Here is a 25,469-nt window from a genome sequence, read left to right as displayed (position 1 = left end):
AGGGCTCCCTGGGGGGGAGGAGGTCATACGAGGGCTTCCTGAGGGGTGGGCGGCAGCGGGGCCTGCGCCCGGGCGGCACGCGGTTGTACGAGGACGCGGGCGACGACGGCCGCGTAGAAGAGACCGCCCGAGAGCATGAGGGCGTAGTCCGGCGGGTAGCCCGTGAGCAGCCGCCAGCCGGAGACCGCGACCCACAGCACGGCGGTGCCGCCGGTCCAGCCGATCATCCCGGCCCAGTAGCGGCCCATGCCGTTCTTCTTCGCCCCGTCCGAGCCGGTCGGCTTCCAGCCCATGGGCCGCCCGCGCAGCACGTCCCACACCGCGAAGACGTGCGACCAGCCGTACATGATCCGCACCGCCCAGGCTTCGAGCCGGTAGGGGGCCCGGTGCCACAGCGGCAGCACGAGCGTCACGTAGAAGACGCTCGGCAGGATCAGCAGGCCGGCCTGCGCGCGCAGCAGGTCGGGGCGGAGCAGGAGCAGCGAGAGCGGGATGAGCGGGGCGATGAAGGTGAGCAGCGCGGTCTGGAGGTAGTAGAGGAACCCGGAGACGTAGCACAGCCGGGTCAGCAACCGGAGGTCCATCTGCCAGAAGGACTTCGAGGTCAGGAGCGAGAGCGAGCCCATGCACCAGCGGTACTGCTGGTTGTGGAAGGCGCCCGCTGTGTCGGGGCAGACCCCGGCGGAGAGCGCGACCGGCACGTACCGCAGCTTCCAGCCCAGCGCGCGCAGGTCGAAGCCGGTGTACATGTCCTCGGAGTGCTCGATCAGCGAGATCCCGCCGATCTCCTCCAGCGCCTCGCGCCGGTAGACCGCGCAGGAACCGACGCAGATCGAGCCGTCCTTGTCCTCGCGGGAGGTCTGCACCGAGCGGTAGAACTGCTCCTGGACCGCGCCCGCCCCGCGCTCGATCCAGTTCTGCCGGTCCACGATGCGGAAGAACTGCGGGGACTGGACGATCGCGACCTTCTCCTCGTCCATGTGCGGCAGGAGTTCGTCCAGGAGGTCGGCGCGCGGGGCGAAGTCGGCGTCCAGGATGAGGATGTGCTCGCCGCTCGTGCGCTCGAAGGCGTACCGCAGGTTCCCGGCCTTCTTGAACCAGCCGCGGTTCGGGCGCACGAGGTAGCGGAAGCCGAAGTCGGCGGCCATGCGCGCCACGTCCGGGTCGTCGGCGTCGTCCAGCACATGCGCCTCGACGCGGCCCGCGTAGGCATTGGCGAGCGCGCGCACGTGCGTCCACGTGTTGTGCAGGACCTCGATCGGCTCCCCGCACACCGGCAGGAACACGTCCACCGTCGGGTACGTGGCGGGCCGCCAGGCACGCGCCATCGCACGGTGCTTCTTGAGGTCGAAGTCCTTGCTGAAACTGTCGAGGACGAAGGAGAGCAGGTAGTCCACGACGACGAAGGCGAGCAGCGGCATCATGACCCAGAACCAGGGGCTCGACGCCGTGAACATGAGCTGACTGAGGCCCAGGCACGCGAAGCTGATGAACGAACCGAGCGTCAGGACCCAGCGGTTGCGCTGCGCGTAGGAGTACTTCTCCCGGTCGTCGGGCGGCTGCGGCAGCAGCCCGTGGCTGTGCGCCACGGCCCTGCGCCACTCCGCCGCGCCCCCGCCGGCCCGCCGTCGGCGCCCGGGCTGCGGCGTCTCACGGGAAGCGGAATGGACGGCGCTCATACAAACCCCCGGGCCCCGAGGACCCCGAACTCTTCGGCAAGCCGTTCGAAGGACTCACCCGGAGTTCGCGAGCATATACGAGCCGGGCGGCCGCGAGGTCAAGCGTCCCCCGGCTCAGTCACAACCTCCGCACTCCTTGGGCGGGTTGCCGGCCGCCGTCTTGAGGGTGCGCATGTTCCGCGCCTCGGCGCTGCGCGCCGCGAGGAGCGCGTCGGCCGGGTACCCGACCTCCTCCAGCGTGAGCCCCACGGGCCGTACGACGTGCACCGCCGAGTCCCGCACCCCGGCCGCGAGCACCTTCGCCGGCCAGGACGGCGGCCGGTGCCCGTCCCCGACGAAGAGCAGCGCGCCGACGAGCGAGCGCACCATGTTGTGGCAGAAGGCGTCCGCGCGCACGGTCGCCTCCAGGACACCGTCCGCGCGCCGGGTCCAGAAGAGCCGCTGCATCTCGCGGATGGTCGTCGCGCCCTCGCGCTTCTTGCAGTACGCGGCGAAGTCGTGCTCCCCGAGCAGCCCTTCGGCCGCCTCGTTCATCGCGTCGATGTCGAGCGGCCTGTCGTGCCACAGCACGTGCCCGCGCAGCAGCGGGTCCGCGCCGCCCGGCTGGTCGGCGACGCGGTACGCGTAGCGCCGCCAGATCGCCGAGAACCGGGCGTCGAAGCCCTCGGGCGCGGGCGCCACACGCCACACCCGGACGTCCTTGGGCAGCCGCCCGGCGAGCCGCTTGAGCAGCTTCTCGCCATGCTCGGCCCACACCTCGTCCGCCATTTCGACGTGGGCGACCTGCCCGCGCGCGTGCACCCCGGCATCGGTGCGCCCCGCGACGGTCAGCTCGTACGGTTCCGGCGCGCGCGTCACGACGCGCAGCGCCTCCTCCAGCGTCTCCTGCACGGTGCGCCGCCCGGCGGGCTGCCTGGCCCAGCCGTGGAACTCCGTGCCGTCGTAACTCAGGTCCAGCCGCAGCCGCACGGCCGCCCTCCCTCTCTGTGGTACGGCAGCGGGCCCGCCCCCGGAGGGACGGGCCCGCTGTCGGTTCGAGTCCTCGCGGACTCAGGCGTCCTTCGACTCCTCGGTGGACTCGGCCTTCGCCTCGTCCTCCTTGACCGCGCGCTTCGTCGCGGCCTCGGCCTCACCGGTGGCCTGCTGGGCCACGGTCAGGGCCTCCACCAGCTCGATGACCGCCATGGGCGCGTTGTCGCCCCGGCGGTTGCCGATCTTGGTGATACGGGTGTAGCCACCCGGACGGTTCTCGTAACGCGGGCCGATCTCCGTGAAGAGCGTGTGGACGACGCTCTTGTCGGTGATGACCTGGAGGACCTGGCGGCGGTTGTGAAGGTCGCCCTTCTTCGCCTTGGTCACCAGTCGCTCGGCGTAGGGCCGCAGCCGCCGCGCCTTCGCCTCGGTCGTGGTGATCTTGCCGTGCTCGAACAGCGCCTTCGCGAGGTTCGCGAGCAGCAGCTTCTCGTGCGCGGCACCGCCGCCGAGACGAGCACCCTTGGTGGGCCTGGGCATATCCAACTCCTAATGTGTCTGCGCCGGCCGTACGAGGTACCGACGACAGTGTCCGCGCGGAGGAGACCCCCCGACGGAGATCCGGCCCGAAGTCCGGAATCCGGCACGGGCGGGAAAAATTCCAGCCCGTCCGGCGCTTGAGAACGAGCGCGAAGCGCAAAAGCACACCCGCACCCGACGTCCCGCCGAGCAAAACCCAGCCCGTCCGGCGCTTGAGGACAGGCGCGAAGCGCGATCACGCACCCGCACCCGGCGCCCCACCGAACAGAACCCAGCCGGTCCGGCGCTTGAGGACCCCGAGCCGGAGGCGAGATCAGAAACCCCGCCCCCGCCCCGCGGAACTCAGTACTGCTCGGTCTCCACGAACCCCGCGTCCGCGTCGTCGTCCGCGCCGAAGGTGTCGGCGGCCGACGTCGGGTCGAAGCCGGGAGGCGAGTCCTTGAGCGCGAGGCCCATGCCCGCGAGCTTCGCCTTGACCTCGTCGATCGACTTGGCGCCGAAGTTGCGGATGTCGAGCAGGTCCGCCTCGGAGCGGGCCACCAGCTCGCCCACCGAGTGGATGCCCTCGCGCTTGAGGCAGTTGTACGAGCGGACCGTCAGCTCCAGCTCCTCGATCGGGAGCGCGAGATCGGCGGCGAGCGCGGCGTCCGTCGGGGACGGGCCCATGTCGATGCCCTCGGCGTCGACGTTCAGCTCACGCGCGAGGCCGAAGAGCTCGACCAGCGTCTTGCCCGCGGACGCCATGGCGTCACGGGGCCGCATGGCCTGCTTGGTCTCGACGTCGACGATGAGCTTGTCGAAGTCGGTGCGCTGCTCGACACGGGTCGCCTCGACCTTGTACGTGACCTTGAGCACCGGCGAGTAGATCGAGTCGACCGGGATACGGCCGATCTCCTGGCCCGCCTGCTTGTTCTGGACGGCGGAGACGTAGCCGCGACCGCGCTCGACGGTCAGCTCCAGCTCCAGCTTGCCCTTGGCGTTGAGCGTGGCGAGCACGAGGTCGGGGTTGTGCACCTCGACACCGGCCGGGGGCGCGATGTCGGCGGCGGTGACGACACCCGGGCCCTGCTTGCGCAGGTACATCACGACGGGCTCGTCGTGCTCCGAGGAGACGACGAGCTGCTTGATGTTGAGGATGAGGTCGGTCACGTCCTCCTTGACACCCGGCACGGTGGTGAACTCGTGCAGGACGCCGTCGATCCGGATCGAGGTGACGGCGGCACCCGGGATCGAGGAGAGGAGCGTGCGGCGCAGGGAGTTGCCGAGGGTGTAACCGAAGCCCGGCTCCAGCGGCTCGATGACGAACCGCGAGCGGAACTCGTCGACGACCTCTTCGGTCAGCGACGGACGCTGAGCGATCAGCATGTGCGTATTCCTTCTGTCGCGGGCGACCACTATTTGACGCCCTACGGGGGCCGGAGGCGGCCGTACGGCCCAGGGGCGTGCACCCCGGGGCCGTACGGCACCACCTCACGGCGAACCGGGACCGGCGGTCCCGGGAGTCGACTCAAACGCGGCGGCGCTTGGGCGGACGGCAGCCGTTGTGCGGCGTGGGGGTGACGTCCTGGATCGAGCCGACCTCCAGGCCGGTGGCCTGGAGCGAGCGGATCGCGGTCTCACGGCCGGAGCCGGGACCCTTGACGAAGACGTCGACCTTGCGCATCCCGTGCTCCTGCGCGCGGCGGGCGGCCGACTCGGCGGCCATCTGCGCGGCGAAGGGGGTGGACTTGCGCGAGCCCTTGAAGCCGACGTGGCCGGCGGAGGCCCAGGAGATCACGTTCCCGGTCGGGTCGGTGATCGAGATGATCGTGTTGTTGAACGTGCTCTTGATGTGGGCGTGCCCGTGAGCGACGTTCTTCTTTTCCTTGCGGCGCACCTTCTTGGTAGCGCCCTGACGGCCCTTCGGAGGCATGTATTACTCCCGTGGAGGTGGTCGGTCCTACAGCGCGACGCTGTCGATCGACGGTCGACTGCTGAGGACTACTTCTTGCCCGGCTTCTTCTTGCCGGCGATCGCGCGACGCGGGCCCTTGCGGGTACGGGCGTTCGTGCTGGTGCGCTGGCCGTGGACGGGCAGGCCGCGACGGTGGCGAAGACCCTGGTAGCAGCCGATCTCGACCTTGCGGCGGATGTCGGCCTGGATCTCGCGACGGAGGTCACCCTCGGTCTGGATGTTGGCGTCCACGTACTCGCGGATCTTGACGAGGTCTTCCTCGGCAAGGTCGCGGACGCGGGTGTTGGGGTCGACACCGGTCGCGGCCAGCGTCTGCTTGGACAGCGTCCGGCCGATACCGAACACGTACGTGAGGGCGACCTCGACGCGCTTTTCGCGCGGGAGGTCCACACCTTCAAGGCGTGCCATTCAAGGCTCCTGTGAATGCTTCGGAGGTCTGCCGCAGCACCGCTCCCAACCGCCGAGGCCCCCATATGGGCCTGGTACGGACTGGGTCCCCGGCCTCCGCGCCGGGGGTGTCGCCCTCCTCGGACCGATGGATCACTCCATGGGCGCGAAGAAGAGGGACGGGTCCTGCGTATATGTACTTTGCTACGTCACGCGAGAGAACTGCGAACGCGGGGAGGGATCTGGGTCAGCCCTGGCGCTGCTTGTGGCGCGGGTTGTCGCAGATGACCATGACCCGGCCGTGACGGCGGATCACCCTGCACTTGTCGCAGATCTTCTTGACGCTCGGCTTGACCTTCATTGCGGTGAGGTTCTCCGGGTCAGTGCCCGCTCCACGGGAGCCGGGGGGCGGGCGAGGGCAGATCTACTTGTACCGGTAGACGATCCGGCCACGCGTCAGGTCGTACGGAGAGAGCTCCACCACGACCCGGTCGTCAGGGAGGATGCGGATGTAGTGCATACGCATCTTGCCGCTGATGTGTGCCAGGACCTGGTGGCCGTTCTGGAGCTCGACCTTGAACATCGCGTTCGGCAGAGACTCGACGACAGTGCCCTCGATCTCGATGGCACCTTGCTTCTTGGCCACGCTTCGCCCTTCGAATCGACTACCTTGGCCGACTCCGTGTCGCGGACATGCCGATACACGAGAGCCGACGACCGAGTCTACGTCACCCCTCGAAGAAACACGAATCGCCTATGTCTGCCCACGAGAGAGCCCCCTCTAACCAGCAGTCGCCGGACGGGCTGGTTTTCTCCAGCCCGTCCGGCGATCGGGGACAAAGGTCAGCCCAGCGGGTCCGGGGCCACGGTGATCCCCATCGCTCCGAGCTTCGCCTTCCCGCCGTCCTCGGCGGTCAGCACGAGCGGCCCCTCGGCGGTCAGAGCGACCGAGTGCTCCCAGTGCGAGGACCACGAGTGGTCGGTCGTCTCCACCGTCCACTCGTCCTCCAGGACCTCCGTCCTGGGCGAGCCGAGCGAGACCATCGGCTCGATCGCGAGGCAGAAGCCGGGCACGAGCTTGGGGCCCTTGCCGCGCCGCCGCTCGACGTAGTTCAGCAGGTGCGGCTCCATGTGCATCGCGGTGCCGATGCCGTGCCCGCCGTAGTCCTCGATGATCCCGTACTTGCCGCCGCCCGGCTTCGGCTGCCGGCGGATGTACGTCTCGATCGCGCGCGAGACGTCCACGAGCCGGTTGCCGAGCTTCATCGCGGCGATCCCCGCCCACATCGACTCCTCGGTCACCCGGGAGAGCTCGACCAGCTCCGGGGCGTGACCCGAGCCCACGAAGGCCGTGAAGGCCGCGTCCCCGTGCCAGCCGTCGATGATCGCCCCGGCGTCGATCGAGATGAGGTCGCCGTCCTTGAGTACCGTCTCGTCGTCCGGGATGCCGTGCACCACGACGTCGTTCACCGAGGTGCAGATCGTCGCGGGGAAGCCCCCGTACCCGAGGAAGTTCGGCTTCGCGCCGTGCTCGGCGAGCACCTTGCGCGCGACCTGGTCGAGGTCGCGCGTCGTCGCACCCGGCACGGCGGCCTCGCGCGTCGCGCGGTGCACGGCGGCGACGACCAGACCCGCCTCACGCATCTTCGCGATCTGCTCCGGGGTCTTGATCTCGACCACGCCCATGCTCACGGCTCCTGTTGTTCTGCTGGTACGGGAAAGGACTCTTACGGGAAGGGGCCCGGCGGCGGGGACGGGCCGATGCCCGGCGAGCGCCGCGCACCCCGTGCACAACACTACGGCCGCACCCCGCGAAGGGGCACGGCCGTAGCGCGTACGTGCGGCGGCGACAGCGCGCCACCGGCGGGCCTCAGCCCTCCAGCGCCGCCAGCGCCCGCTCGGTGACCTCGTTCACCTTGCCGAGCGCCGGGATCGTCTTCACGAGGTCCTGCGCCCGGTAGAAGTCGATGATCGGCTCGGTCTCCGTGTGGTAGACCTCCAGGCGCTTGCGGACCGTCTCCTCCTTGTCGTCGTCCCGCTGGTACAGCTCGCCGCCGCAGACGTCGCAGACGCCCTCCTGCTTCGGCTTGCTGTACGTGACGTGGAAGACGTGACTGGAGTCGTTGCGGCAGATGCGGCGGCCCGCGATGCGCTTGACCACCTCGTCCTCGGGGACCTCCAGGTCCAGGACCGCGTCGAGCGTGACGCCCCACTCCTTGAGGATGCCGTCCAGCGCCTCGGCCTGGCCGACGTTGCGGGGGAAGCCGTCGAGCAGGAAGCCGTGCGCGGCGTCCGCCTGCCCCATGCGGTCCTTCGCCATCCCGATGGTGACCTCGTCCGGAACCAGGTTGCCCGCGTCCATGTAGGACTTCGCGCGCTTGCCCAGTTCGGTGCCCTGGCTGATGTTCGCCCGGAACAGGTCTCCGGTGGAGATGTGCGGGACCGACAGCTTCTTGGCGAGGAACGCGGCCTGCGTTCCCTTGCCCGCCCCAGGCGGCCCGACGAGGACGATACGCATCAGCGGAGGAACCCTTCGTAGTTGCGCTGCTGGAGCTGGCTCTCGATCTGCTTCACGGTCTCCAGACCCACACCCACGATGATCAGGATGCTCGTCCCGCCGAACGGGAAGTTGGAATTCGCCCCGAAGCCCGCGAGTGCCAACGTCGGCACCAGCGCGATCAGCCCCAGATACAGCGAGCCCGGCCAGGTGATCCGGTTGAGTACGTAACTCAGGTACTCGGCGGTCGGTCGGCCAGCCCGGATGCCCGGGATGAACCCACCATACTTCTTCATGTTGTCCGCGACTTCTTCGGGGTTGAACGAGATGGCCACGTAGAAGAAGGCGAAGAAGACGATCAGGAGGAAGTACAGCACCACGTGTGGCCAGGCGGAAGTGTCCGCCAGGTTGTCCCTGATCCAGGTGGCCCAGCTCGCCTGCGAATCGGTGAACTGGACGATCAGCGCCGGGATGTAGAGGAGCGAGGAGGCGAAGATCACAGGGATCACGCCGGCCTGGTTCACCTTGAGCGGGATGTAGGTGGACGTGCCCCCGTAGGAGCGGCGGCCGATCATGCGCTTCGCGTACTGCACCGGGATACGGCGCTGGGCCTGCTCCACGAAGACCACGAGGGCGACCATGATGAGGCCCACGATGATCACGGTGCCGAACTCGATCCAGCCGCCTGCGAGGTCGCCGCCCTTCTTGATCGCCCAGAGCGAGCCGGGGAAACCGGCCGCGATCGAGACGAACATGAGGATCGACATGCCGTTGCCGATGCCGCGGTCGGTCACCAGCTCACCGAGCCACATGACGGTGGCGGTACCGGCGGTCATCGTCAGCACCATGACGATCGTCGTGAAGATCGACTGGTCCGGGACGATGTCCCCGGCGACCGAGCAGCCCTGGAAGATCGCGCCGCTGCGCGCGGTCGCGACGAGCCCGGTGCCCTGGAGCACCGCGAGGGCGACGGTCAGGTACCGGGTGTACTGGGTGATCTTCGCCGTACCGGACTGGCCCTCCTTCTTGAGGGCTTCGAGTCGCGGGATCACGACGGTGAGCAGCTGGAGAATGATGCTCGACGTGATGTAGGGGAGAATCCCGAGCGCGAAGATGGTGATCTGGAGCAGCGCCCCGCCACTGAACAGGTTCACCAGGCCGAAGAGGCCGGAGTTGGTGTTGGCCTGCTCGATACAGGTCTGGACGTTCTTGTAGTTCACCCCCGGGATCGGTACGTGCGTACCGAGCCGGTAGATCACGATGATGCCCAGCGTGAAGAGCAGCTTCTTGCGCAGGTCGGGCGTTTTGAACGCTCGGGCGAACGCGGTGAGCACGGTGCCTCCTGCGACCCCCGCGCTACTGCGCCAGAGGTGACGGTCTTGAGGTTCGGCGGTAACGGAACTGACGGAACTACTGCGGTACTGAGGGAACTACTGCGGTACTGCGTTGTTCTCACAGAGACAACCGCGTGACACCCCGGAGGGACACGCCACGCGGCACAGTCGACGCCACCTTACCGGCGCTCCCTGTCCCTGGGGAACGACCGGCGAAGGGGAGCGCGTGCCGGAGGCGTGGGCCACAGCACCACACACCGGCGCACACCCCCCACAACGACCACCGGGGACACCCCAGGGAAGAACCCTGGAGTGTCCCCGGTGGGGTGTACGTCGCCGAAGTGCCTCACGGTGGGGGCACTTCACGCGTCCGGGCCTCGAAGGCTCAGACGAGCTCGGTGACGGTGCCGCCGGCGGCGGCGATCTTCTCCTTGGCGGAGGTGGAGACCTTGTCGACCTTCACCGTCAGCGCCACGGAGAGGTCGCCCTGGCCGAGCACCTTCACGAGGCTGTTCTTGCGGACCGCGCCCTTGGCGACCAGGTCCTCGACCGTGACCTCGCCACCCTCGGGGTAGAGGGCGACCAGCTTGTCGAGGTTGACGACCTGGTACTCGGTGCGGAACGGGTTCTTGAAGCCCTTGAGCTTCGGGAGACGCATGTGGAGGGGCATCTGCCCACCCTCGAAGCGCTCCGGAACCTGGTAGCGGGCCTTGGTGCCCTTGGTGCCACGACCAGCCGTCTTACCCTTCGACGCCTCACCACGACCCACACGGGTCTTGGCGGTCTTGGCGCCGGGGGCCGGACGGAGGTTGTGGACCTTGAGCGGCTTCTGCTCGCCCATGTCAGTCGACCTCCTCGACCGTCACGAGGTGGCGGACGGTGTGCACCATGCCGCGGAACTCGGGACGATCCTCCTTGACAACCGTGTCGTTCAGGCGCTTGAGGCCGAGCGAACGCAGGGTGTCACGGTGGTTCTGCTTGCTGCCGATGTACGACTTCGTCTGCGTGATCTTGAGGCGGGCCATCAGACACCCGCCCCGGCACGCGCACGGAGCAGGGCCGCGGGGGCCACGTCCTCCAGGGGCAGACCGCGGCGGGCCGCGATCTCCTCGGGACGCTGGAGGCCCTTGAGGGCCGCCACGGTCGCGTGGACGATGTTGATGGCGTTGTCGGAGCCGAGCGACTTCGACAGGATGTCGTGCACGCCCGCGCACTCCAGGACGGCACGCACCGGGCCACCGGCGATGACGCCGGTACCGGGGGACGCCGGCTTGAGGAGCACGACACCGGCCGCCTTCTCACCCTGGATCGGGTGCGGGATGGTGCCCTGGATACGGGGGACCTTGAAGAAGTGCTTCTTGGCCTCCTCCACACCCTTGGCGATGGCGGCCGGCACCTCCTTGGCCTTGCCGTAGCCGACACCGACGGTGCCGTCCGCGTCGCCCACCACGACCAGCGCGGTGAAGCTGAAGCGGCGACCACCCTTGACTACCTTGGCGACACGGTTGATCGCGACGACACGCTCGACGTACGCGGTCTTCTCGGCGGCGGAAGCTCCGCCGTCACGGCCCTTCCGGTCCCGCCGCTCGCCACCGGCACCGCTACCGCGGCGCTGGGGTCCAGCCATTGGATTACCTCTCTCTTTTCCGCTAGCTACGCAGCGACTTCACGTCGCTGTGCGACGGGCGGCTCAGAACTTGAGCCCGGCCTCGCGGGCGGCGTCCGCGAGGGCGGCGATGCGCCCCGCGTACTTGTTGCCACCACGGTCGAACACGACGGCCTCGACACCCGCGGCCTTGGCACGCTCGGCGACGAGCGCGCCGACCTGCTTGGCCAGGGCGCTCTTGTCGCCCTCGGTGCCGCGGATCGAGCTGTCCAGGGTGGACGCCGACGCCAGGGTGTGACCCTTGATGTCGTCGATCACCTGGGCGACCATGTGGCGGTTGGAACGCGTCACGACCAGGCGCGGACGCTCCGGCGTACCGGAGACGTGCTTGCGGACGCGGATGTGCCGCCGCTTGATGGCGGCGCGCTTGTAGGCGTCGCCCTTGGCGATCTTTACGCCGAATGCCATGGCTTACTTACCCGCCTTTCCGACCTTGCGGCGGATGACTTCGCCCTCGTACTTGACACCCTTGGCCTTGTACGGGTCGGGCTTGCGCAGCTTGCGGATGTTCGCGGCGACCTCGCCCACCTTCTGCTTGTCGATGCCCTCGACCGAGAAGTGGGTGGGGTTCTCCACCTTGAACGAGATGCCCTCGGGCGCCTCGATCGTGATGGGGTGGCTGTAGCCCAGGGCGAACTCCAGGTTGGAGCCCTTCGCCTGGACGCGGTAGCCGACACCGCTGATTTCGAGCTTCTTCACGTAACCCTGGGTCACGCCGGTGATCATGTTCGCCACCAGCGTGCGAGACAGGCCGTGCAGAGCCCTGTTCTGACGCTCGTCGTTGGGGCGGGTCACCGCGAGGGTGCCGTCCTCGCCCTTGGCGATGTCGATCGGGGCGGCGATGGTGTGGCTGAGGGTGCCCTTGGGGCCCTTCACGTCCACCTTGCGCCCGTCGATGGTGACGTCCACGCCGGCGGGAACCGTGATGGGCAGCTTGCCGATTCGCGACATGTTGCTTTTCTCCGTTCCCGACTACCAGACGTAGGCGAGGACTTCCCCACCCACGCCCTTCTTCGACGCCTGCTTGTCGGTGAGCAGACCGTGCGACGTGGAGATGACCGCCACGCCCAGGCCGCCGAGCACCTTCGGCAGGTTGGTGGACTTCGCGTAGACCCGCAGGCCCGGCTTCGAGATCCGCTTGATGCCCGCGATGGAGCGCTCACGGTTCGGACCGAACTTCAGCTCGATGACGAGGTTCTTGCCGACCTCGGCGTCCTCGGTCTTCCAGCCGGTGATGAAACCCTCCTGCTGGAGGATCTCCGCGATGTGCGACTTGATCTTGCTGTGCGGCATCGACACGGAGTCGTGGTACGCCGAGTTGGCGTTCCGCAGACGCGTCAGCATGTCCGCGATGGGATCAGTCATGGTCATGAATTGGCCTTGGGCCTTTCTCGCCGTGGTTTCCTATGTGCGCCATCCCTCTCCCCGATCCGGGACGGGACGGGTGCGGCGCGGGGACCTACGGCGTAGTAAGCGTTGACTGCGGGCGTGTGCCCGCCAGTGGTCCAGGGCGGCGGGACGCCCAACCCTCCAAGACTAAGCCATGGAGAGCGGCGTCCCGCACGCCCCGATGCTTACCGAGAGGCTGGCGTCACCCTGAAAGGGGTGACTACCAGCTGCTCTTGGTCACGCCCGGCAGCTCGCCGCGGTGCGCCATCTCACGAAGGCACACGCGGCACAGGCCGAACTTGCGGTAGACGGAGTGCGGACGCCCGCAGCGCTGGCAGCGGGTGTACGCGCGCACGCCGAACTTCGGCTTGCGCTCGGACTTTGCGATGAGAGCCTTCTTCGCCACGGCTCACGCCTCCTTGAACGGGAAGCCGAGGTGACGGAGGAGCGCGCGGCCCTCTTCGTCGTTGGTCGCCGTGGTCACCACGGTGATGTCCATACCCCGGGTGCGGTCGATCTTGTCCTGGTCGATCTCGTGGAACATGACCTGCTCGGTGAGACCGAAGGTGTAGTTGCCACGGCCGTCGAACTGCTTGGGGGACAGGCCGCGGAAGTCGCGGATGCGCGGGAGCGCGAGCGACAGGGTGCGGTCCAGGAACTCCCACATGCGGTCGCCGCGGAGCGTGACGTGGGCGCCGATGGGCTGGCCCTCGCGCAGCTTGAACTGCGCGATGGACTTCCGGGCCTTCGTCACGGCCGGCTTCTGGCCGGTGATCGTGGTGAGGTCGCGGATGGCGCCGTCCATCAGCTTCGAGTCACGGGCGGCGTCGCCGACACCCATGTTGACCACGATCTTGACGAGACCGGGGATCTGCATGACGTTCTCGTACTTGAACTCGTCACGCAGCTTGCCCGCGATCTCCTCGCGGTACTTCTGCTTGAGGCGGGGGGCAGTGGTGGTCGTCATCAGATGTCCTCACCCGTCCGCTTGGCAACGCGGATCTTGTTGCCGTCCTCGTCGAAGCGGTAGCCGACGCGGGTGACGACCTTGTTGCCGTCCTTCTCCACGACCAGCTGCACGTTGCTCACGTGGACCGGCGCCTCGGTGGTGATGATGCCACCGGCCTGCGAGGCCTGCCCGGGCTGGTTCGCCTTGGTGTGCTTCTTGACCCGGTTGACACCCTCGACCAGGACGCGGTCCTCGCGGGGGAAGGCCGCGATGACCTTGCCCTGCTTGCCCTTGTCCTTACCGGTGATGACCTGGACCAGGTCGCCCTTCTTGATCTTCATGCTTACAGCACCTCCGGCGCGAGCGAGATGATCTTCATGAACTTCTTCTCGCGCAGCTCACGGCCGACCGGGCCGAAGATACGGGTGCCGCGGGGGTCGCCGTCGTTCTTGAGAATGACGGCGGCGTTCTCGTCGAAGCGGATGTACGAGCCGTCCTGACGGCGACGCTCCTTGACGGTGCGAACGATGACCGCCTTGACGACGTCACCCTTCTTCACGTTGCCACCGGGGATCGCGTCCTTCACGGTGGCGACGATGACGTCACCGATGCCCGCGTAGCGGCGACCGGAGCCACCGAGAACACGGATGGTGAGGATTTCCTTCGCACCCGTGTTGTCGGCGACACGCAGTCGCGACTCCTGCTGGATCACGTCTGTCTCCTGATCGTCTGCCGGTTCCCCGGGGGCCGTACTCGTGAGCGCGGCCCCCGGAGCCTGGCGGAACTGGTCCGAGGGGACGAAGTGCCCCTCGGAAGGGTTTACTTGGCCTTTTCGAGGATCTCGACGATGCGCCAGTTCTTGCCGGCGGACAGCGGCCGGGTCTCCATGAGGAGGACACGGTCGCCGACACCGGCGGAGTTCTGCTCGTCGTGCGCCTTCAGGCGGTGCGTACGGCGGATGACCTTGCCGTACAGCGCGTGCTTGACGCGGTCCTCGACGGCGACGACGACGGTCTTGTCCATCTTGTCGCTGACGACAAGGCCCTCGCGGACCTTGCGCTGACCGCGCGCGGCCTTGGTCTCTTCAGTCACGTTGCTCTCGCTCATCAGGCGCTCTCCACCGTCTCGATGCCCAGCTCGCGCTCACGCATCAGGGTGTAGATCCGGGCGATGTCCTTGCGGACGGCCTTCAGCCGGCCGTGGTTCTCAAGCTGCCCGGTCGCCGCCTGGAAGCGGAGGTTGAACAGCTCTTCCTTGGCCTCGGTCAGCTTGGCAACAAGCTCCTCGTTGCCCAGCTCGCGCAGCTCGGACGCCTTGGTTCCGGCCGACATCACGCCTCACCTGCCTCGCGCCGCACGATCCGGCACTTCATCGGGAGCTTGTGAGCCGCGCGGGTGAGCGCCTCACGAGCGATCTTCTCGTTCGGGTAGGAGAGCTCGAACATCACCCGACCGGGCTTGACGTTCGCGATCCACCACTCCGGCGAACCCTTACCGGAACCCATGCGGGTCTCGGCGGGCTTCTTGGTCAGCGGGCGGTCCGGGTAGATGTTGATCCAGACCTTGCCGCCACGCTTGATGTGACGGGTCATCGCGATACGGGCCGCCTCGATCTGGCGGTTGGTGACGTACGCGGGAGTGACGGCCTGGATGCCGTACTCGCCGAACGTGACCTCCGTACCACCCTTGGCCATGCCATCGCGCTTGGGGTGGTGCTGCTTGCGGTGCTTGACCCTGCGGGGGATCAGCATGGGTCAGCCCTCCGTTCCGGTGCTCTCGGCCGGAGCGGACGCGGCGGCAGGAGCCTCGGCCTTGGGGGCCTCGGCAGCCGGCGTCGACTGCGGCTTACGACCGCGACCGCCACGCTCGCCACCGCGGCCACCACGGGCCGGGCGGTCGTTGCCGCCACGGGCCGGACGGTTACCGGCGCGGGCCGCGGCGTTCTCGGCGCGAACCTCGGCGATGTTCTTGACGTCGCCCTTGTAGATCCAGACCTTCACGCCGATACGGCCGAAGGTGGTCTTGGCCTCGAAGAAGCCGTAGTCCACGTTCGCGCGGAGCGTGTGCAGGGGCACACGGCCCTCGCGGTAGAACTCCGAGCGGGACATCTCGGCGCCGCCGAGGCGACCGCCGCACTGGATCTTGATGCCCTTGGCACCGGCCTTCATGGAGGACTGCATACTCTTGCGCATGGCCCGCCGGAAGGAGACGCGGCTGGAGAGCTGCTCGGCGACGGCCTGGGCCACGAGCTGAGCGTCGACCTCGGGGTTCTTGACCTCAAGGATGTTCAGCTGGACCTGCTTGCCGGTGAGCTTCTCCAGCTCGCCGCGGATGCGGTCGGCCTCCGCGCCGCGACGGCCGATGACGATGCCCGGCCGGGCGGTGTGGATGTCGACGCGGACGCGGTCACGGGTGCGCTCGATCTCCACCTTCGAGATGCCGGCGCGCTCCATGCCCTTCGTCATCATGCGACGAATGGCGACGTCTTCCTTGACGTAGTCCTTGTACAGCTTGTCGGCGTACCACCGCGACTTGAAGTCCGTGGTGATGCCGAGCCGGAACCCGTGCGGGTTTACCTTCTGGCCCATTACCGGGTTCCTTCCTTGGCGCTGACGACCACGGTGATGTGGCTGGTCCGCTTGCGAATCCGGTAGGCGCGGCCCTGGGCGCGCGGACGGAAACGCTTGAGCGTCGGGCCCTCGTCGACGTACGCCTCGCTGATGACCAGCGAGGAGGCGTCGGTGTGGTCGTAGTTGTGGGCCGCGTTGGCGATGGCGCTGTCCAGCACCTTGCCGACGGGCTCACTCGCGGCCTGCGGGGCGAAGCGCAGGACCGCCTGGGCCTCCGTGGCGTCCATGCCACGGATGAGGTCCACCACACGGCGGGCCTTCATGGGCGTGACGCGGATGTACCGCGCCTGGGCCCTGGCTTCCATGGTTGTCCCTTCAGTGTCTGTCATTGGTCATTCACCCCGCGTTAGCGGCGCTTCGACTTCCGGTCGTCCTTGACGTGACCCCGGAAGGTGCGCGTCGGCGAGAACTCGCCGAGCTTGTGGCCGACCATGGACTCGGTGACAAACACCGGGATGTGGGTCTTGCCGTTGTGCACCGCGATCGTGTGGCCGAGCATGGCCGGGACGATCATCGAGCGACGGGACCAGGTCTTGATGACGTTCTTGGTGCCGGCTTCGTTCTGTACGTCCACCTTCTTGATGAGGTGGTCGTCGACGAAGGGCCCCTTCTTGAGACTGCGCGGCATCTAAACCCGCTCCTAGCGCTTCTTGTTCGTCTTGCGGCGGCGGACGATGTACTTGCTGCTCGCCTTCTTGGGAGAGCGCGTACGACCCTCCTTCTGACCCCAGGGGCTGACCGGGTGGCGACCACCGGAGGTCTTGCCCTCACCACCACCGTGGGGGTGGTCAACCGGGTTCATCGCCACACCGCGAACGGTCGGGCGCACGCCGAGCCAGCGCTTGCGGCCGGCCTTGCCCCAGTTGATGTTCGACTGCTCGGCGTTGCCGACCTCGCCGACGGTGGCGCGGCAGCGCGCGTCGACCATGCGGATCTCGCCGGACGGCATACGGAGGGTCGCCATGGCGCCCTCGCGGGCCAGGAGCTGCACGGAGGCACCGGCGGAGCGGGCGAACTTGGCGCCGCCACCGGGGCGGAGCTCGATCGCGTGCACCGTCGTACCGACCGGGATGTGACGCAGCGGCAGGTTGTTGCCGGGCTTGATGTCGGCGCCCTGGCCGTTCTCGACCCGGTCGCCCTGCTGGAGGCCGCGCGGCGCGATGATGTAGCGCTTCTCGCCGTCGGCGTAGTGCAGCAGCGCGATGCGCGCGGTGCGGTTCGGGTCGTACTCGATGTGCGCGACCTTCGCCGGCACGCCGTCCTTGTCGTGACGACGGAAGTCGATCACTCGGTAGGCGCGCTTGTGTCCGCCACCCTGGTGGCGAACGGTCACACGACCGGCGTTGTTACGGCCGCCCTTGCTGTGCAGCGGGCGGACCAGCGACTTCTCCGGCGTGGACCGCGTGACCTCGACGAAGTCGGCGACGCTGGAGCCACGACGGCCCGGAGTCGTCGGCTTGTACTTGCGGATACCCATTCTTAAGTCCTCGTCCGATATCGAACGATCCGGACCTCCGTCAGGAGGTCGGACCGCCGAAGATGTCGATACGGTCGCCCTCGGCGAGGGTCACGATCGCGCGCTTGCTGTCCGCACGCTTGCCGAAGCCGGTGCGGGTGCGCTTGCGCTTGCCCTGGCGGTTGATCGTGTTGACCCCGGTGACCTTGACCTCGAAGACCGCCTGGACGGCCTGCTTGATCTGGGTCTTGTTGGCCCGCGGGTCGACGATGAAGGTGTACTTGCCCTCGTCGAGCAGCGCGTAGCTCTTCTCCGAGACGACCGGACGCAGGAGGACGTCACGGGGGTCCGTGAAGCTCTTGCTCAGCGGCGTCTCGACGGTGTTCTTTCCCTCGGCCTCGTGGCGGCGCGCCTTGGCGACGCGCGCGGCCTTGGCGGCCTTGGCCGCCTTGGAGGCGATGCTCGGGTGACGCGTGGCCATCAGGCGTCGCTCCCTTCCTTGTCGTTGGCCTGCGGGCCGGCGACGAAGGACTCGAAAGCGGCCTGGGTGAAGACCACGTCGTCCGAGACGAGAACGTCGTACGTGTTCAGCTGGCCCGGCTCCAGGATGTGCACCCGGGGCAGGTTGCGGGCGGAGAGCCACGCGGCCTCGTCGGAGCGCTCGGCGACCAGGAGCAGGTTCTTGCGCTCCGAGATCTTGCCGAACAGCGTCTTCGCGGCCTTCGTGGAGACCTCGCCCTCGATCACGCCGGAGACGACGTGGATGCGCGCGTTGCGGGCCCGGTCGGAGAGGGCACCGCGGAGGGCGGCGGCCTTCATCTTCTTCGGGGTCCGCTGCGAGTAGTCGCGCGGCACGGGACCGTGCACGACGCCACCACCGGCGAACTGCGGGGCGCGGGTCGAGCCCTGGCGGGCGCGGCCGGTGCCCTTCTGGCGGTACGGCTTCTTGCCGCCGCCGCGGACCTCGCCGCGCGTCTTCGTCTTGTGCGTGCCCTGACGGGCAGCGGCCAGCTGAGCGACGACGACCTGGTGGATCAGCGGAACGCTGACCTTCGCGTCGAAGATCTCCGCGGGGAGCTCGACGGTCCCGGCCTTGTCGCCCGCGGGCGAAAGGATGTCAACAGTGCTCATCGTTACCTCAGGCCCCCTTGGCCGCGGTGCGGACCAGGACGAGGCCGCCGTTCGGACCGGGGACGGCGCCCTTGATGAGCAGCAGACCCTTCTCCGCGTCAACGGCGTGGACGGTCAGGTTCTGGGTGGTGACCCGCTCGTTGCCCATGCGGCCCGCCATGCGCAGGCCCTTGAACACGCGGCCCGGGGTGGCGCAGCCACCGATGGAGCCGGGCGAGCGGTGCTTGCGCTGGGTGCCGTGACCGGCGCCGAGGCCCTTGAAGTTGTGACGCTTCATGACACCGGCGAAGCCCTTGCCCTTGCTCTTGCCGGTGACGTCGACCTTCACGCCCGACTCGAAGGTCTCGGCGGTGACTTCCTGGCCGAGGGTGTACTCCGAGGAGTCCGAGGTACGGATCTCGACGAGGTGGCGGCGGGGGGTCACGTCGGCCTTGGCGAAGTGGCCCTTGAGGGGCTTGTTCACCTTGCGCGGGTCGATCTCGCCGAAGGCGATCTGGACCGACTCGTAGCCGTCGCTGTCGTTCGTACGGACCTGGGTCACGACGCAGGGACCGGCCTTGACGACGGTCACGGGGACAACGCGGTTGTTGTCGTCCCAGACCTGCGTCATGCCGAGCTTCTCGCCCAGGATGCCCTTGATCTGCTTCGTCATTCTCAGATCACCGGCCCTCAGAGCTTGATCTCGATGTCGACACCGGCCGGGAGGTCGAGTCGCATCAGGGAGTCAACGGTCTTGGGCGTCGGGTCGAGGATGTCGATCAGGCGCTTGTGGGTACGCATCTCGAAGTGCTCGCGCGAGTCCTTGTACTTGTGCGGCGACTTGATGACGCAGTACACGTTCTTCTCAGTGGGCAGCGGCACCGGGCCCGCGACCGACGCACCAGTACGCGTCACCGTCTCGACGATCTTCTTCGCCGAGGAGTCGATGACCTCGTGGTCGTAGGCCTTGAGCCGGATGCGGATCTTCTGTCCCGCCATGGCTACTTGGTAGTCCTGTCTCTCGTCACGCTCTGCGGCCTGGCGGTCCTGTCTGCTCCGTCCGGCACACGCGGTCGGGCGTGTCGCATTGCCGCCAACAGCGAACCGCTGGGGTTTTGCGATCGTGACCGCGGGATTCGGGGAGGAGCCTCCACCAGGGCGCCTGGTCGGCACCGCGCCTTGCTTCCCGGAAGATTCCCGTACGTCCGGCCCTCAACAGGGCCGACGAGTACCGTGGGACTCGCTTCCGGTCCTCCCGGCGGGAGGCGCGCAGCATCGGCACTCAACCGAGCAACCTGGTCAGTGTGCCACACGAAGCGAGCCGGTCGCCAATCGGGCCGGACAGCTTACCCCCGTGGGGTCGGGGTTCAAACGGGGGTGCGGGCCGATCGGCCGACCGGGGTACCCGGACGGGGCCGTCCGGCCGGCGAAGTCAACCGATCGACCGCCTGTCGCCCGCACCGGCGAAGGTCTGGCATATGCCAGCGCATAGACTCCGACAGCACTTAGCGCGACGCCATGGTCACCGCGCCACACGAAGCCCTGCACCACGTCTTCCTGCAGGACAAGACCCTCTACGCCCGCGTCCTTCGCCGCCTGGGGGTGGAGGTCGGGGAGCCCGCCCGGGTGGAGGAGGAGACGACGGATCTCACCGAGACGAGGCCGCTGGAACGGCGCGTCGACAGCCTGTCGCGGGTCAAGGACACCGGCGGCGAGTACTTGATCGCCCCGCAGTCCCGGACCGGGGTCGATCCACTCAAACCGGCCGCGTGGGCGTACTACGTCGCGTTCCTCATGAGCAAGTACCGCCTGCCCGTCCTGCTCCTGGTCGCGACCGCGAGCCACCGGACGGCGAAATGGGCGGACCGGGCCCATGACCACGGCGTCGCCGACTGGTCCGCCCTCACCGTCCGTCCCCTCGTCGTCGGCCCCGACACGCTCGCCCCGGTCACCGACCCGGAGGAGGCCCGCCGCGACCTCGCACTCGCCGCACTGACCGTCATGACACACGCCACGTCCCCGGCCGTCGATGCCACAATGAAGGCCCTGTCCGCCGCGCTGCGCGACCAGGCCGAAGCCATTGCCCTCGCCTATCTGGAACTTGTCGCACAGGGTCTCGGAACCACCGAGGCCGGAATCAAGTGGAGGAGCCTCGTGGCCACCGATCTGTCGTTCTTCACGTCGCCGCTGAGCGAGGAGCTCAGGGAGGAAGGCCGCGCGGAGGGTCAGGCGCGGTCGCTGCTCAAGGTGCTGCGCGCACGCGGAATCGAGGTGCCCGACGAGAGCCGCGCCCGCGTCGAGTCCTGCGCCGACACGGCGACGCTCGACACGTGGCTGGACAGGGCCCTGGTCGCGACCACTCTCGCCGAGGTCTTCGCCCTTCCCGAGTAGTCCGCCCCGAGCCCGTCGGCGCTTCGGGCGGGCTCAGTACTTGCCGTCGACCGGGAGCCAGTCGGACCAGGCGTCGGGGACGTAGAACTTGGCGGTGCCCGAGTCGTAGCGCAGGGCGCGGAGCTGGATGTTGCCCTTCTCCCAGTAGTCGTAGTCGCACTTGACCCAGTGGTTCACGCCGGCGCTGTTGACGCAGACGCGGGAGGCGCGGCCGTAGTCGGTGTAGACGCCGCCGGCCGCCGACATGCCGTCCTTCTTCGTGTCGAGGACCCAGACCACGTCGCCGTAGGGGACGAAGCAGACGGTCGCCCCGTAGGCGGCCGTCGTGCCGATGCAGGAGGGGGCGGCCGTCGTGGCGGTGGCCGCGCGGGCCGCCTCCGTACCGCTCTCCGCGAGGGGGCCGGCCGTTCCCATGTCCACGCCCTCGACCACCTCGGGGGCCTCCTGCGCCGCGCTCGCGGGTCCCGTGCCGAGGAGCGCACCACCGAGCGCCGCCGCACCGGCCAGCGTCCCCCACCTGCCGAGACGGCGTCCTCGCACTGTGTCCACTCCCCGGAATCGATCGCCTGCGTAAGCCAAGTGATCGTAGCCATCAGGAAAAGTGAAGAAAAGATGACGGCTGCGATCACTCGGTGAGGCGGTGCGGACGGTCCGCGCCGGCGGCTCTCAGCGGAGCAGGTCGGTCACGACCACCCGGGCCGTCGTGCCGTCCTTGAGGGCCTCGTACCCGGCGTCGATCCCGTCCAGCGCGATCTCCCTGGAGACCAGGTCGTCGAGGTTCATCCGGCCCTGGAGGTACATCGAGGCGTAGAAGGGGATGTCCCGCTTGAGGTGCGAGGAACCCATGTAGACGCCCTGGACCTTCTGCGAGCCGCTGAGCGCGGCCAGCGCGCTCACCTCGACGCCCGCGTCCGTGCCGGCGATGCCGATGAGGTAGAGGCCGCCGCCCTTGCCGAGCAGCTGGAAGCCCTGCGCGGTGACGGGCCGAGCGCCGACGAAGTCGAAGACGTGGTCGGCACCGCCGCCGGTCAGCTCGCGCACGGCCTCGACGGGGTCGCTCGTACGGGAGTTGACGACGTCGGTCGCGCCGAAGGCCCGGGCCCGCTCCAGCTTGCCGTCCTCGATGTCCGTCACGATGATCCGCCCGGCCCCGGCGAGCCGTGCCCCGCTCACCGCGTTCATGCCGACACCGCCCGCGCCCATGACCACGACGGTCTCGCCGTGCCGCACGTTCGCGCTGTTCAGCACCGCGCCGGCGCCCGTCAGGACCCCGCAGCCGAGCAGCGCCGCCGGGGCGAAGGGCATCTCCTCGGGAATGATCCCGAGCTGGTTCTCGTGGATGAGGGCCTCCTGCGCGAAGCCGCTGAGCCCGGAGAAGTTCCAGACCGGCTCGCCGTTCCAGCTCAGCCGGGGGGCCTCGCCGGGTGCGCGGACCGTCGTCCCGGGGCGCTCGCACAGGTACGTACGGCCCGCGAGGCAGTTGACGCACGCGCCGCAGTACTGGATGAGACTGCCGACGACGTGGTCCCCGACGCGGACCTGGGTGACGGCGGGACCCGTCGCCGTGACGACGCCCGCGACCTCGTGCCCGAGCACGGCGGGGAACTCGCCGCCGAGGAAGGTCGCGACGCTGAGGTCGGAGTGGCAGAGCCCGGAGGCCCGTACTTCGACCCTGACCTCGTGCCCCACCGGTTCGGCGAGCGTGACGTCCTCCACGACGAAACCCTGCCCCAGCCCCTTGGTTACCGCTGCCTTCATGTGCCGCTTCCTTACATCGCGTGCCCGCCGCCGGGTGCCGGGGGCGGGCGGGTGGAACGAGAGGCCGCGCATGGGGGGACGGGGGCCCGCGAGGGTCGCCGGGCGCGGTCGCGAAAAGGGCCCTTTTCCTACGGTTCGCGCCGCTCTGCCGCTTTGTTCAGTCTGGCACCGCAGGACCGAAAAGAAAAGAGACAGATGTTGCTTTGTGCATGTGAGAGGCGTGACAGGGGCCGAGCGCCGGGGGCGGGCGGCTAGCCTGCGGGGATGAGCGGAAGCACGCGGGAACCACAGCACCCCTCCCCCGGCGACGTCCGGGTGCGCAGGACGTGGGCGCGGCTGAGCGAGGCCGTGCTGCGGCTCGCGGCGGAGCGGCCGGTCGAGGAGGTGGCGGTCGCGGACCTCGTACGGGCGGCGGGCGTCAACCGCTCCACCTTCTACAAGCACGCGCCGAGCCCGGCGGCCGTCCTGGAGCGGGTGCTGTACGCGGAACTGGACGAGATCCGGGCGGCCTGGATCGCCGAGACGAAGACCGAGGGGCGGGGGGCCGGGACGGAAGGGGCGGATGCCCCGGCGGCGAGTACCCCGGCGGCGGACGCCCCGGCGGCGGGCGCGGGGCCGGCGGGGGCGGCGCCCGGTACGTGGCACGGGGCGACGGCGGCGCTGGCGGAGCACGTACTGCGGTACGAGGCCGTGTACACGGTGGGGCTCGTGGGGCAGCGGAGCCCGGCGCTGTACCGCCTGCTCGCGGAGCACCTCAGGACATCGGTACGGGTCCACGTGGCGCGGGACCCGGGAGCGCTGCCGGACGGGGCGGGCCCCCCGGAGTGGCGGGCCGAGGCGTGGAGCCGGTTCGTGGCGCAGGGGCAGGTGGGGGTGATGGAGGCGTGGCTCTCCCTCCCCGGGGAGCGGGAGGTGGGGTTGTTCGTGGGGGCGGTGGAAGAGGTACTGCCCGCGTGGCTCGTGCCCGGACGGGGGTGACCTCGCGGGGCGCCGCCCCGGACCACGGCCCCCGGGCCCCGAGCCCCGGACACCGGCCCCGGGGCGCCGCTCCTCGGACACCGGAGGGGCCGGAACAAGGACCAGCGCGCCTCAGGGGCCGGGAGGGGACTCGCCCGCCCATGTCAGCCCTCGCGCCGTCGCCCTGAGCAGCCGTGTCACCCGCTCCTCGAACTCCTTCGCCGGGTGCGACAGTTCGGGGTTCTGTTCGTAGAGGACGGCCAGCGTGGCCGTGGGGTGGGCGATCTGCCAGGCGTGGGCGGCCTGGGCGGCCGTGGCGGCGATCAGGTCGGCGACCTGCGCGGCCGTCATCGCGCCCGCCCCGGCGAGCGCGTCCGCCATCGCCACGACCGAGGAGAAGGACAGCCTCTTGTAGTGGCGGGCGCGCTCCAGGGGGACCTCGCCCTCCAGGCTCAGCGGGATGTGCGTGAAGAGGTCGCACAGCAGGGGGCGCGCGAGGAGACCCCCGGCGAGCAGGTCCGCCGTCCCCTCCGGGCTGAGTCCCGTGGCCTCCCCCGCGCGGCGCAGCACCTCCTCGCGCCAGTCCACCCACTCGCGTTCGGCGAGTTCGAGGAGGAGTTCCTCCTTGCTGTCGAAGTAACGGCGGATCGCCGAGGGGTGGAGTCCCGCGGCCTCCGTGACGGCCGCGAGCGTGAGGAACCGCACTCCCCCGGCCCCGGCCGCGAGCCTGCGGGCCGCGTCGAGCAGGTCCTCGGCACGCTGCCGCTTGGCCTCCTGGGAACGGGCGCGGCGATGGGTGGGCATGGGTCAAATCTAACGTCCGGGTGGCACGCGGCCCGCGTAACGCGTGCCACGTGCGTTAAGGGCGGGCGCGGTGTAGCGTGGCAGACAGTTAACGCACTCGCATTGCGTTAGATCCCCCGCCCCTTCTCCGGAGGTTTCTCCCATGTCCCAGGTCTTCCTCGTGACCGGTTCCTCGCGCGGTCTCGGCCGCGCGCTGGTCGAGACCGCCCTCCAGGCCGGTCACCGCGTCCTCGCCACCGCGCGCGACCCCCGCGCGCTGGACGGGCTGCGCGCCTCGTACGGGGACGCGCTCGCCACCGCCCCGCACGACGTGACCGATCCGGCGGCGGCCGAGCGCGCCGTCGCGGAGGCGGTCGCGCGCTTCGGGCGGCTCGACGTCCTGGTCAACAACGCCTAGCAGGCCGACCTCGTCACGGTCGAGGACAGCGATCCCGAGGTCTTCCGGCGGCAGATCGACACGAACTTCTACGGGGTCGTGCACACGAGCCGCGCGGTACTGCCCGTGCTGCGGGAGCAGGGCGGCGGCCACATCATCCAGGTCTCCTCGGTCGGCGGGCGCCTCGCGAGCCCGGGCCTGTCGGCGTACCAGTCGGCGAAGTGGGCCGTGGGCGGTTTCTCGGAGGTGCTGGCGGCGGAGACCGCCTCGTTCGGCGTCAGGGTCACGGTCGTCGAGCCGGGCGGGATGCGGACCGAGTGGGGGGCCGCGTCGATGGAGGTGGCGGAGGCCAGCGGCCCCTACCGGGAGCTGATGGCGGGCGCGGCGAAGCGGCGGAACGACTTCGACACCCGCGCGCCGGACCCGGTCCGTGTCGCCCGCGCGATCCTCACGGTCGCCTCGCTGGACGAGCCGCCGCTGCGTCTCCTCCTCGGCAGCGACGCCTACGAGTACGGGCGGGCCGCCTGGTCGGCCCGGGTCGCCGAGGACGCGAAGTGGGAGGAGCTGAGCCGCTCGGCGGACTTCCCGAAGGGGGAGTGAGCGGGGGTGGGGGCCCGACCGG

Annotated in this window: 37 protein-coding genes and 1 pseudogene; 3 read left to right on the top strand and 35 right to left on the bottom strand. The window is 69.1% G+C overall.

The features are described 5' to 3' along the window. Positions 1 to 23: 23 nt before the first annotated feature. The 32 genes from SSBG_RS17970 to rpsJ form a co-directional block, all read right to left on the bottom strand. Positions 24 to 1,679 (bottom strand): glycosyltransferase family 2 protein, encoded by a 1,656-nt coding sequence (locus SSBG_RS17970; protein WP_008747492.1) that lies wholly within the window; start codon positions 1,677 to 1,679, stop codon positions 24 to 26. A gap of 114 nt (positions 1,680 to 1,793) precedes the next feature. Then, positions 1,794 to 2,648: a tRNA pseudouridine(38-40) synthase TruA gene (truA, locus tag SSBG_RS17965; RefSeq protein WP_008747491.1), complete on the bottom strand. Its 855-nt coding sequence runs from the start codon at positions 2,646 to 2,648 to the stop codon at positions 1,794 to 1,796. Between the two features lie 81 nt (positions 2,649 to 2,729). After that, positions 2,730 to 3,191 (bottom strand): 50S ribosomal protein L17, encoded by a 462-nt coding sequence (gene rplQ, locus SSBG_RS17960; RefSeq protein WP_007826024.1) that lies wholly within the window; start codon positions 3,189 to 3,191, stop codon positions 2,730 to 2,732. Positions 3,192 to 3,533: 342 nt separating this feature from the next. Beyond that, a complete protein-coding gene (locus tag SSBG_RS17955) occupies positions 3,534 to 4,556 on the bottom strand; it encodes a DNA-directed RNA polymerase subunit alpha (protein ID WP_008747489.1) in 1,023 nt (340 codons plus the stop codon). 142 nt (positions 4,557 to 4,698) lie between these two features. Next, entirely contained in the window at positions 4,699 to 5,103 is a 405-nt protein-coding gene (gene rpsK, locus SSBG_RS17950; RefSeq protein ID WP_008747488.1) for a 30S ribosomal protein S11, read from the bottom strand. A 68-nt stretch (positions 5,104 to 5,171) separates the two neighbouring features. Beyond that, on the bottom strand, positions 5,172 to 5,552 hold the full coding sequence (gene rpsM / locus SSBG_RS17945) for a 30S ribosomal protein S13 (RefSeq protein ID WP_007826015.1): 381 nt from the start codon (positions 5,550 to 5,552) through the stop codon (positions 5,172 to 5,174). Between the two features lie 226 nt (positions 5,553 to 5,778). Next, positions 5,779 to 5,892, bottom strand: a complete 114-nt coding sequence (gene rpmJ, locus SSBG_RS17940) for a 50S ribosomal protein L36 (protein ID WP_003974245.1) — start codon at positions 5,890 to 5,892, stop codon at positions 5,779 to 5,781. Positions 5,893 to 5,955: 63 nt separating this feature from the next. Beyond that, complete coding sequence (infA, locus tag SSBG_RS17935; RefSeq protein WP_003948620.1) at positions 5,956 to 6,177, bottom strand: translation initiation factor IF-1; 222 nt, start codon at positions 6,175 to 6,177, stop codon at positions 5,956 to 5,958. Between the two features lie 197 nt (positions 6,178 to 6,374). Beyond that, the gene (gene map / locus SSBG_RS17930) at positions 6,375 to 7,211 is read right to left on the bottom strand and encodes a type I methionyl aminopeptidase (protein ID WP_008747487.1); all 837 of its coding nucleotides are present in this window, start codon (positions 7,209 to 7,211) and stop codon (positions 6,375 to 6,377) included. Positions 7,212 to 7,401: 190 nt separating this feature from the next. Further along, entirely contained in the window at positions 7,402 to 8,049 is a 648-nt protein-coding gene (locus tag SSBG_RS17925; protein WP_008747486.1) for an adenylate kinase, read from the bottom strand. Beyond that, positions 8,049 to 9,362: a preprotein translocase subunit SecY gene (gene secY / locus SSBG_RS17920; RefSeq protein ID WP_008747485.1), complete on the bottom strand. Its 1,314-nt coding sequence runs from the start codon at positions 9,360 to 9,362 to the stop codon at positions 8,049 to 8,051. Before secY ends, SSBG_RS17925 begins: the two co-directional genes overlap by 1 nt. 385 nt (positions 9,363 to 9,747) lie before the next feature. Next, a complete protein-coding gene (gene rplO, locus SSBG_RS17915) occupies positions 9,748 to 10,203 on the bottom strand; it encodes a 50S ribosomal protein L15 (protein ID WP_008747484.1) in 456 nt (151 codons plus the stop codon). 1 nt (position 10,204) lies between these two features. Next, positions 10,205 to 10,387 carry a 50S ribosomal protein L30 gene (rpmD, locus tag SSBG_RS17910; RefSeq protein ID WP_007826007.1) on the bottom strand — a complete coding sequence of 61 codons (183 nt, stop codon included), beginning with the start codon at positions 10,385 to 10,387 and terminating at the stop codon, positions 10,205 to 10,207. Beyond that, positions 10,387 to 10,989: a 30S ribosomal protein S5 gene (gene rpsE, locus SSBG_RS17905; protein ID WP_008747483.1), complete on the bottom strand. Its 603-nt coding sequence runs from the start codon at positions 10,987 to 10,989 to the stop codon at positions 10,387 to 10,389. The genes rpmD and rpsE overlap by 1 nt, the downstream gene beginning before the upstream one ends. A 63-nt stretch (positions 10,990 to 11,052) precedes the next feature. Continuing rightward, a complete protein-coding gene (rplR, locus tag SSBG_RS17900; protein WP_008747482.1) occupies positions 11,053 to 11,436 on the bottom strand; it encodes a 50S ribosomal protein L18 in 384 nt (127 codons plus the stop codon). Between the two features lie 3 nt (positions 11,437 to 11,439). Next, complete coding sequence (rplF, locus tag SSBG_RS17895; protein WP_008747481.1) at positions 11,440 to 11,979, bottom strand: 50S ribosomal protein L6; 540 nt, start codon at positions 11,977 to 11,979, stop codon at positions 11,440 to 11,442. Positions 11,980 to 12,000: 21 nt separating this feature from the next. Continuing rightward, positions 12,001 to 12,399, bottom strand: a complete 399-nt coding sequence (gene rpsH, locus SSBG_RS17890) for a 30S ribosomal protein S8 (RefSeq protein WP_007826000.1) — start codon at positions 12,397 to 12,399, stop codon at positions 12,001 to 12,003. A gap of 238 nt (positions 12,400 to 12,637) precedes the next feature. Then, positions 12,638 to 12,823, bottom strand: a complete 186-nt coding sequence (locus SSBG_RS17885) for a type Z 30S ribosomal protein S14 (RefSeq protein ID WP_008747480.1) — start codon at positions 12,821 to 12,823, stop codon at positions 12,638 to 12,640. A 3-nt stretch (positions 12,824 to 12,826) separates the two neighbouring features. After that, positions 12,827 to 13,384 (bottom strand): 50S ribosomal protein L5, encoded by a 558-nt coding sequence (rplE, locus tag SSBG_RS17880; protein WP_007825999.1) that lies wholly within the window; start codon positions 13,382 to 13,384, stop codon positions 12,827 to 12,829. Next, positions 13,384 to 13,707, bottom strand: a complete 324-nt coding sequence (rplX, locus tag SSBG_RS17875) for a 50S ribosomal protein L24 (RefSeq protein ID WP_007825997.1) — start codon at positions 13,705 to 13,707, stop codon at positions 13,384 to 13,386. Before rplX ends, rplE begins: the two co-directional genes overlap by 1 nt. A gap of 2 nt (positions 13,708 to 13,709) precedes the next feature. Then, positions 13,710 to 14,078, bottom strand: coding sequence for a 50S ribosomal protein L14 (rplN, locus tag SSBG_RS17870; RefSeq protein WP_003966950.1), 369 nt, complete (start codon positions 14,076 to 14,078; stop codon positions 13,710 to 13,712). A 107-nt stretch (positions 14,079 to 14,185) separates the two neighbouring features. Further along, complete coding sequence (rpsQ, locus tag SSBG_RS17865; RefSeq protein ID WP_007825995.1) at positions 14,186 to 14,473, bottom strand: 30S ribosomal protein S17; 288 nt, start codon at positions 14,471 to 14,473, stop codon at positions 14,186 to 14,188. Then, positions 14,473 to 14,697, bottom strand: a complete 225-nt coding sequence (gene rpmC, locus SSBG_RS17860) for a 50S ribosomal protein L29 (RefSeq protein ID WP_007825990.1) — start codon at positions 14,695 to 14,697, stop codon at positions 14,473 to 14,475. Before rpmC ends, rpsQ begins: the two co-directional genes overlap by 1 nt. Beyond that, positions 14,697 to 15,116 carry a 50S ribosomal protein L16 gene (gene rplP, locus SSBG_RS17855; protein ID WP_007825988.1) on the bottom strand — a complete coding sequence of 140 codons (420 nt, stop codon included), beginning with the start codon at positions 15,114 to 15,116 and terminating at the stop codon, positions 14,697 to 14,699. Before rplP ends, rpmC begins: the two co-directional genes overlap by 1 nt. A 3-nt stretch (positions 15,117 to 15,119) precedes the next feature. Then, on the bottom strand, positions 15,120 to 15,953 hold the full coding sequence (gene rpsC, locus SSBG_RS17850) for a 30S ribosomal protein S3 (RefSeq protein WP_007825986.1): 834 nt from the start codon (positions 15,951 to 15,953) through the stop codon (positions 15,120 to 15,122). Continuing rightward, positions 15,953 to 16,300, bottom strand: coding sequence for a 50S ribosomal protein L22 (gene rplV / locus SSBG_RS17845; protein WP_037870060.1), 348 nt, complete (start codon positions 16,298 to 16,300; stop codon positions 15,953 to 15,955). The genes rpsC and rplV overlap by 1 nt, the downstream gene beginning before the upstream one ends. Positions 16,301 to 16,341: 41 nt before the next feature. Further along, positions 16,342 to 16,623, bottom strand: a complete 282-nt coding sequence (gene rpsS / locus SSBG_RS17840; protein WP_003948639.1) for a 30S ribosomal protein S19 — start codon at positions 16,621 to 16,623, stop codon at positions 16,342 to 16,344. A 12-nt stretch (positions 16,624 to 16,635) separates the two neighbouring features. Next, positions 16,636 to 17,472, bottom strand: a complete 837-nt coding sequence (gene rplB, locus SSBG_RS17835; protein WP_008747478.1) for a 50S ribosomal protein L2 — start codon at positions 17,470 to 17,472, stop codon at positions 16,636 to 16,638. 40 nt (positions 17,473 to 17,512) lie between these two features. Continuing rightward, on the bottom strand, positions 17,513 to 17,932 hold the full coding sequence (rplW, locus tag SSBG_RS17830) for a 50S ribosomal protein L23 (protein ID WP_007825983.1): 420 nt from the start codon (positions 17,930 to 17,932) through the stop codon (positions 17,513 to 17,515). Further along, positions 17,932 to 18,582 (bottom strand): 50S ribosomal protein L4, encoded by a 651-nt coding sequence (gene rplD / locus SSBG_RS17825; RefSeq protein WP_007825982.1) that lies wholly within the window; start codon positions 18,580 to 18,582, stop codon positions 17,932 to 17,934. Before rplD ends, rplW begins: the two co-directional genes overlap by 1 nt. Positions 18,583 to 18,589: 7 nt before the next feature. After that, positions 18,590 to 19,234, bottom strand: coding sequence for a 50S ribosomal protein L3 (gene rplC, locus SSBG_RS17820; protein WP_007825980.1), 645 nt, complete (start codon positions 19,232 to 19,234; stop codon positions 18,590 to 18,592). A gap of 17 nt (positions 19,235 to 19,251) precedes the next feature. Continuing rightward, complete coding sequence (rpsJ, locus tag SSBG_RS17815; protein ID WP_003948644.1) at positions 19,252 to 19,560, bottom strand: 30S ribosomal protein S10; 309 nt, start codon at positions 19,558 to 19,560, stop codon at positions 19,252 to 19,254. A gap of 519 nt (positions 19,561 to 20,079) precedes the next feature. Here rpsJ and SSBG_RS17810 point away from each other — a divergent pair. Further along, positions 20,080 to 20,952: a hypothetical protein gene (locus SSBG_RS17810; RefSeq protein ID WP_008747477.1), complete on the top strand. Its 873-nt coding sequence runs from the start codon at positions 20,080 to 20,082 to the stop codon at positions 20,950 to 20,952. A 33-nt stretch (positions 20,953 to 20,985) separates the two neighbouring features. Here SSBG_RS17810 and SSBG_RS17805 read toward each other — a convergent pair whose 3' ends face one another. After that, positions 20,986 to 21,501 (bottom strand): hypothetical protein, encoded by a 516-nt coding sequence (locus tag SSBG_RS17805; protein WP_199781380.1) that lies wholly within the window; start codon positions 21,499 to 21,501, stop codon positions 20,986 to 20,988. Positions 21,502 to 21,618: 117 nt separating this feature from the next. After that, complete coding sequence (locus tag SSBG_RS17800) at positions 21,619 to 22,710, bottom strand: zinc-binding dehydrogenase (RefSeq protein WP_008747475.1); 1,092 nt, start codon at positions 22,708 to 22,710, stop codon at positions 21,619 to 21,621. 264 nt (positions 22,711 to 22,974) lie between these two features. Here SSBG_RS17800 and SSBG_RS17795 point away from each other — a divergent pair, with 264 nt between their 5' ends. Further along, the gene (locus tag SSBG_RS17795; RefSeq protein WP_037870058.1) at positions 22,975 to 23,688 is read left to right on the top strand and encodes a TetR/AcrR family transcriptional regulator; all 714 of its coding nucleotides are present in this window, start codon (positions 22,975 to 22,977) and stop codon (positions 23,686 to 23,688) included. A gap of 111 nt (positions 23,689 to 23,799) precedes the next feature. Here SSBG_RS17795 and SSBG_RS17790 read toward each other — a convergent pair whose 3' ends face one another. Then, positions 23,800 to 24,471, bottom strand: a complete 672-nt coding sequence (locus tag SSBG_RS17790; protein ID WP_008747474.1) for a TetR family transcriptional regulator — start codon at positions 24,469 to 24,471, stop codon at positions 23,800 to 23,802. A gap of 142 nt (positions 24,472 to 24,613) precedes the next feature. Between SSBG_RS17790 and SSBG_RS17785 the strand changes: the two are divergent. Next, positions 24,614 to 25,447 (top strand): annotated as a pseudogene (locus SSBG_RS17785) (SDR family NAD(P)-dependent oxidoreductase). Positions 25,448 to 25,469: the final 22 nt, after the last annotated feature.

The sequence above is a fragment of the Streptomyces sp. SPB074 genome (assembly GCF_000154905.1).
Lineage (GTDB): Bacteria > Actinomycetota > Actinomycetes > Streptomycetales > Streptomycetaceae > Streptomyces.
This window is presented reverse-complemented; position numbering and strand designations above follow the sequence as displayed.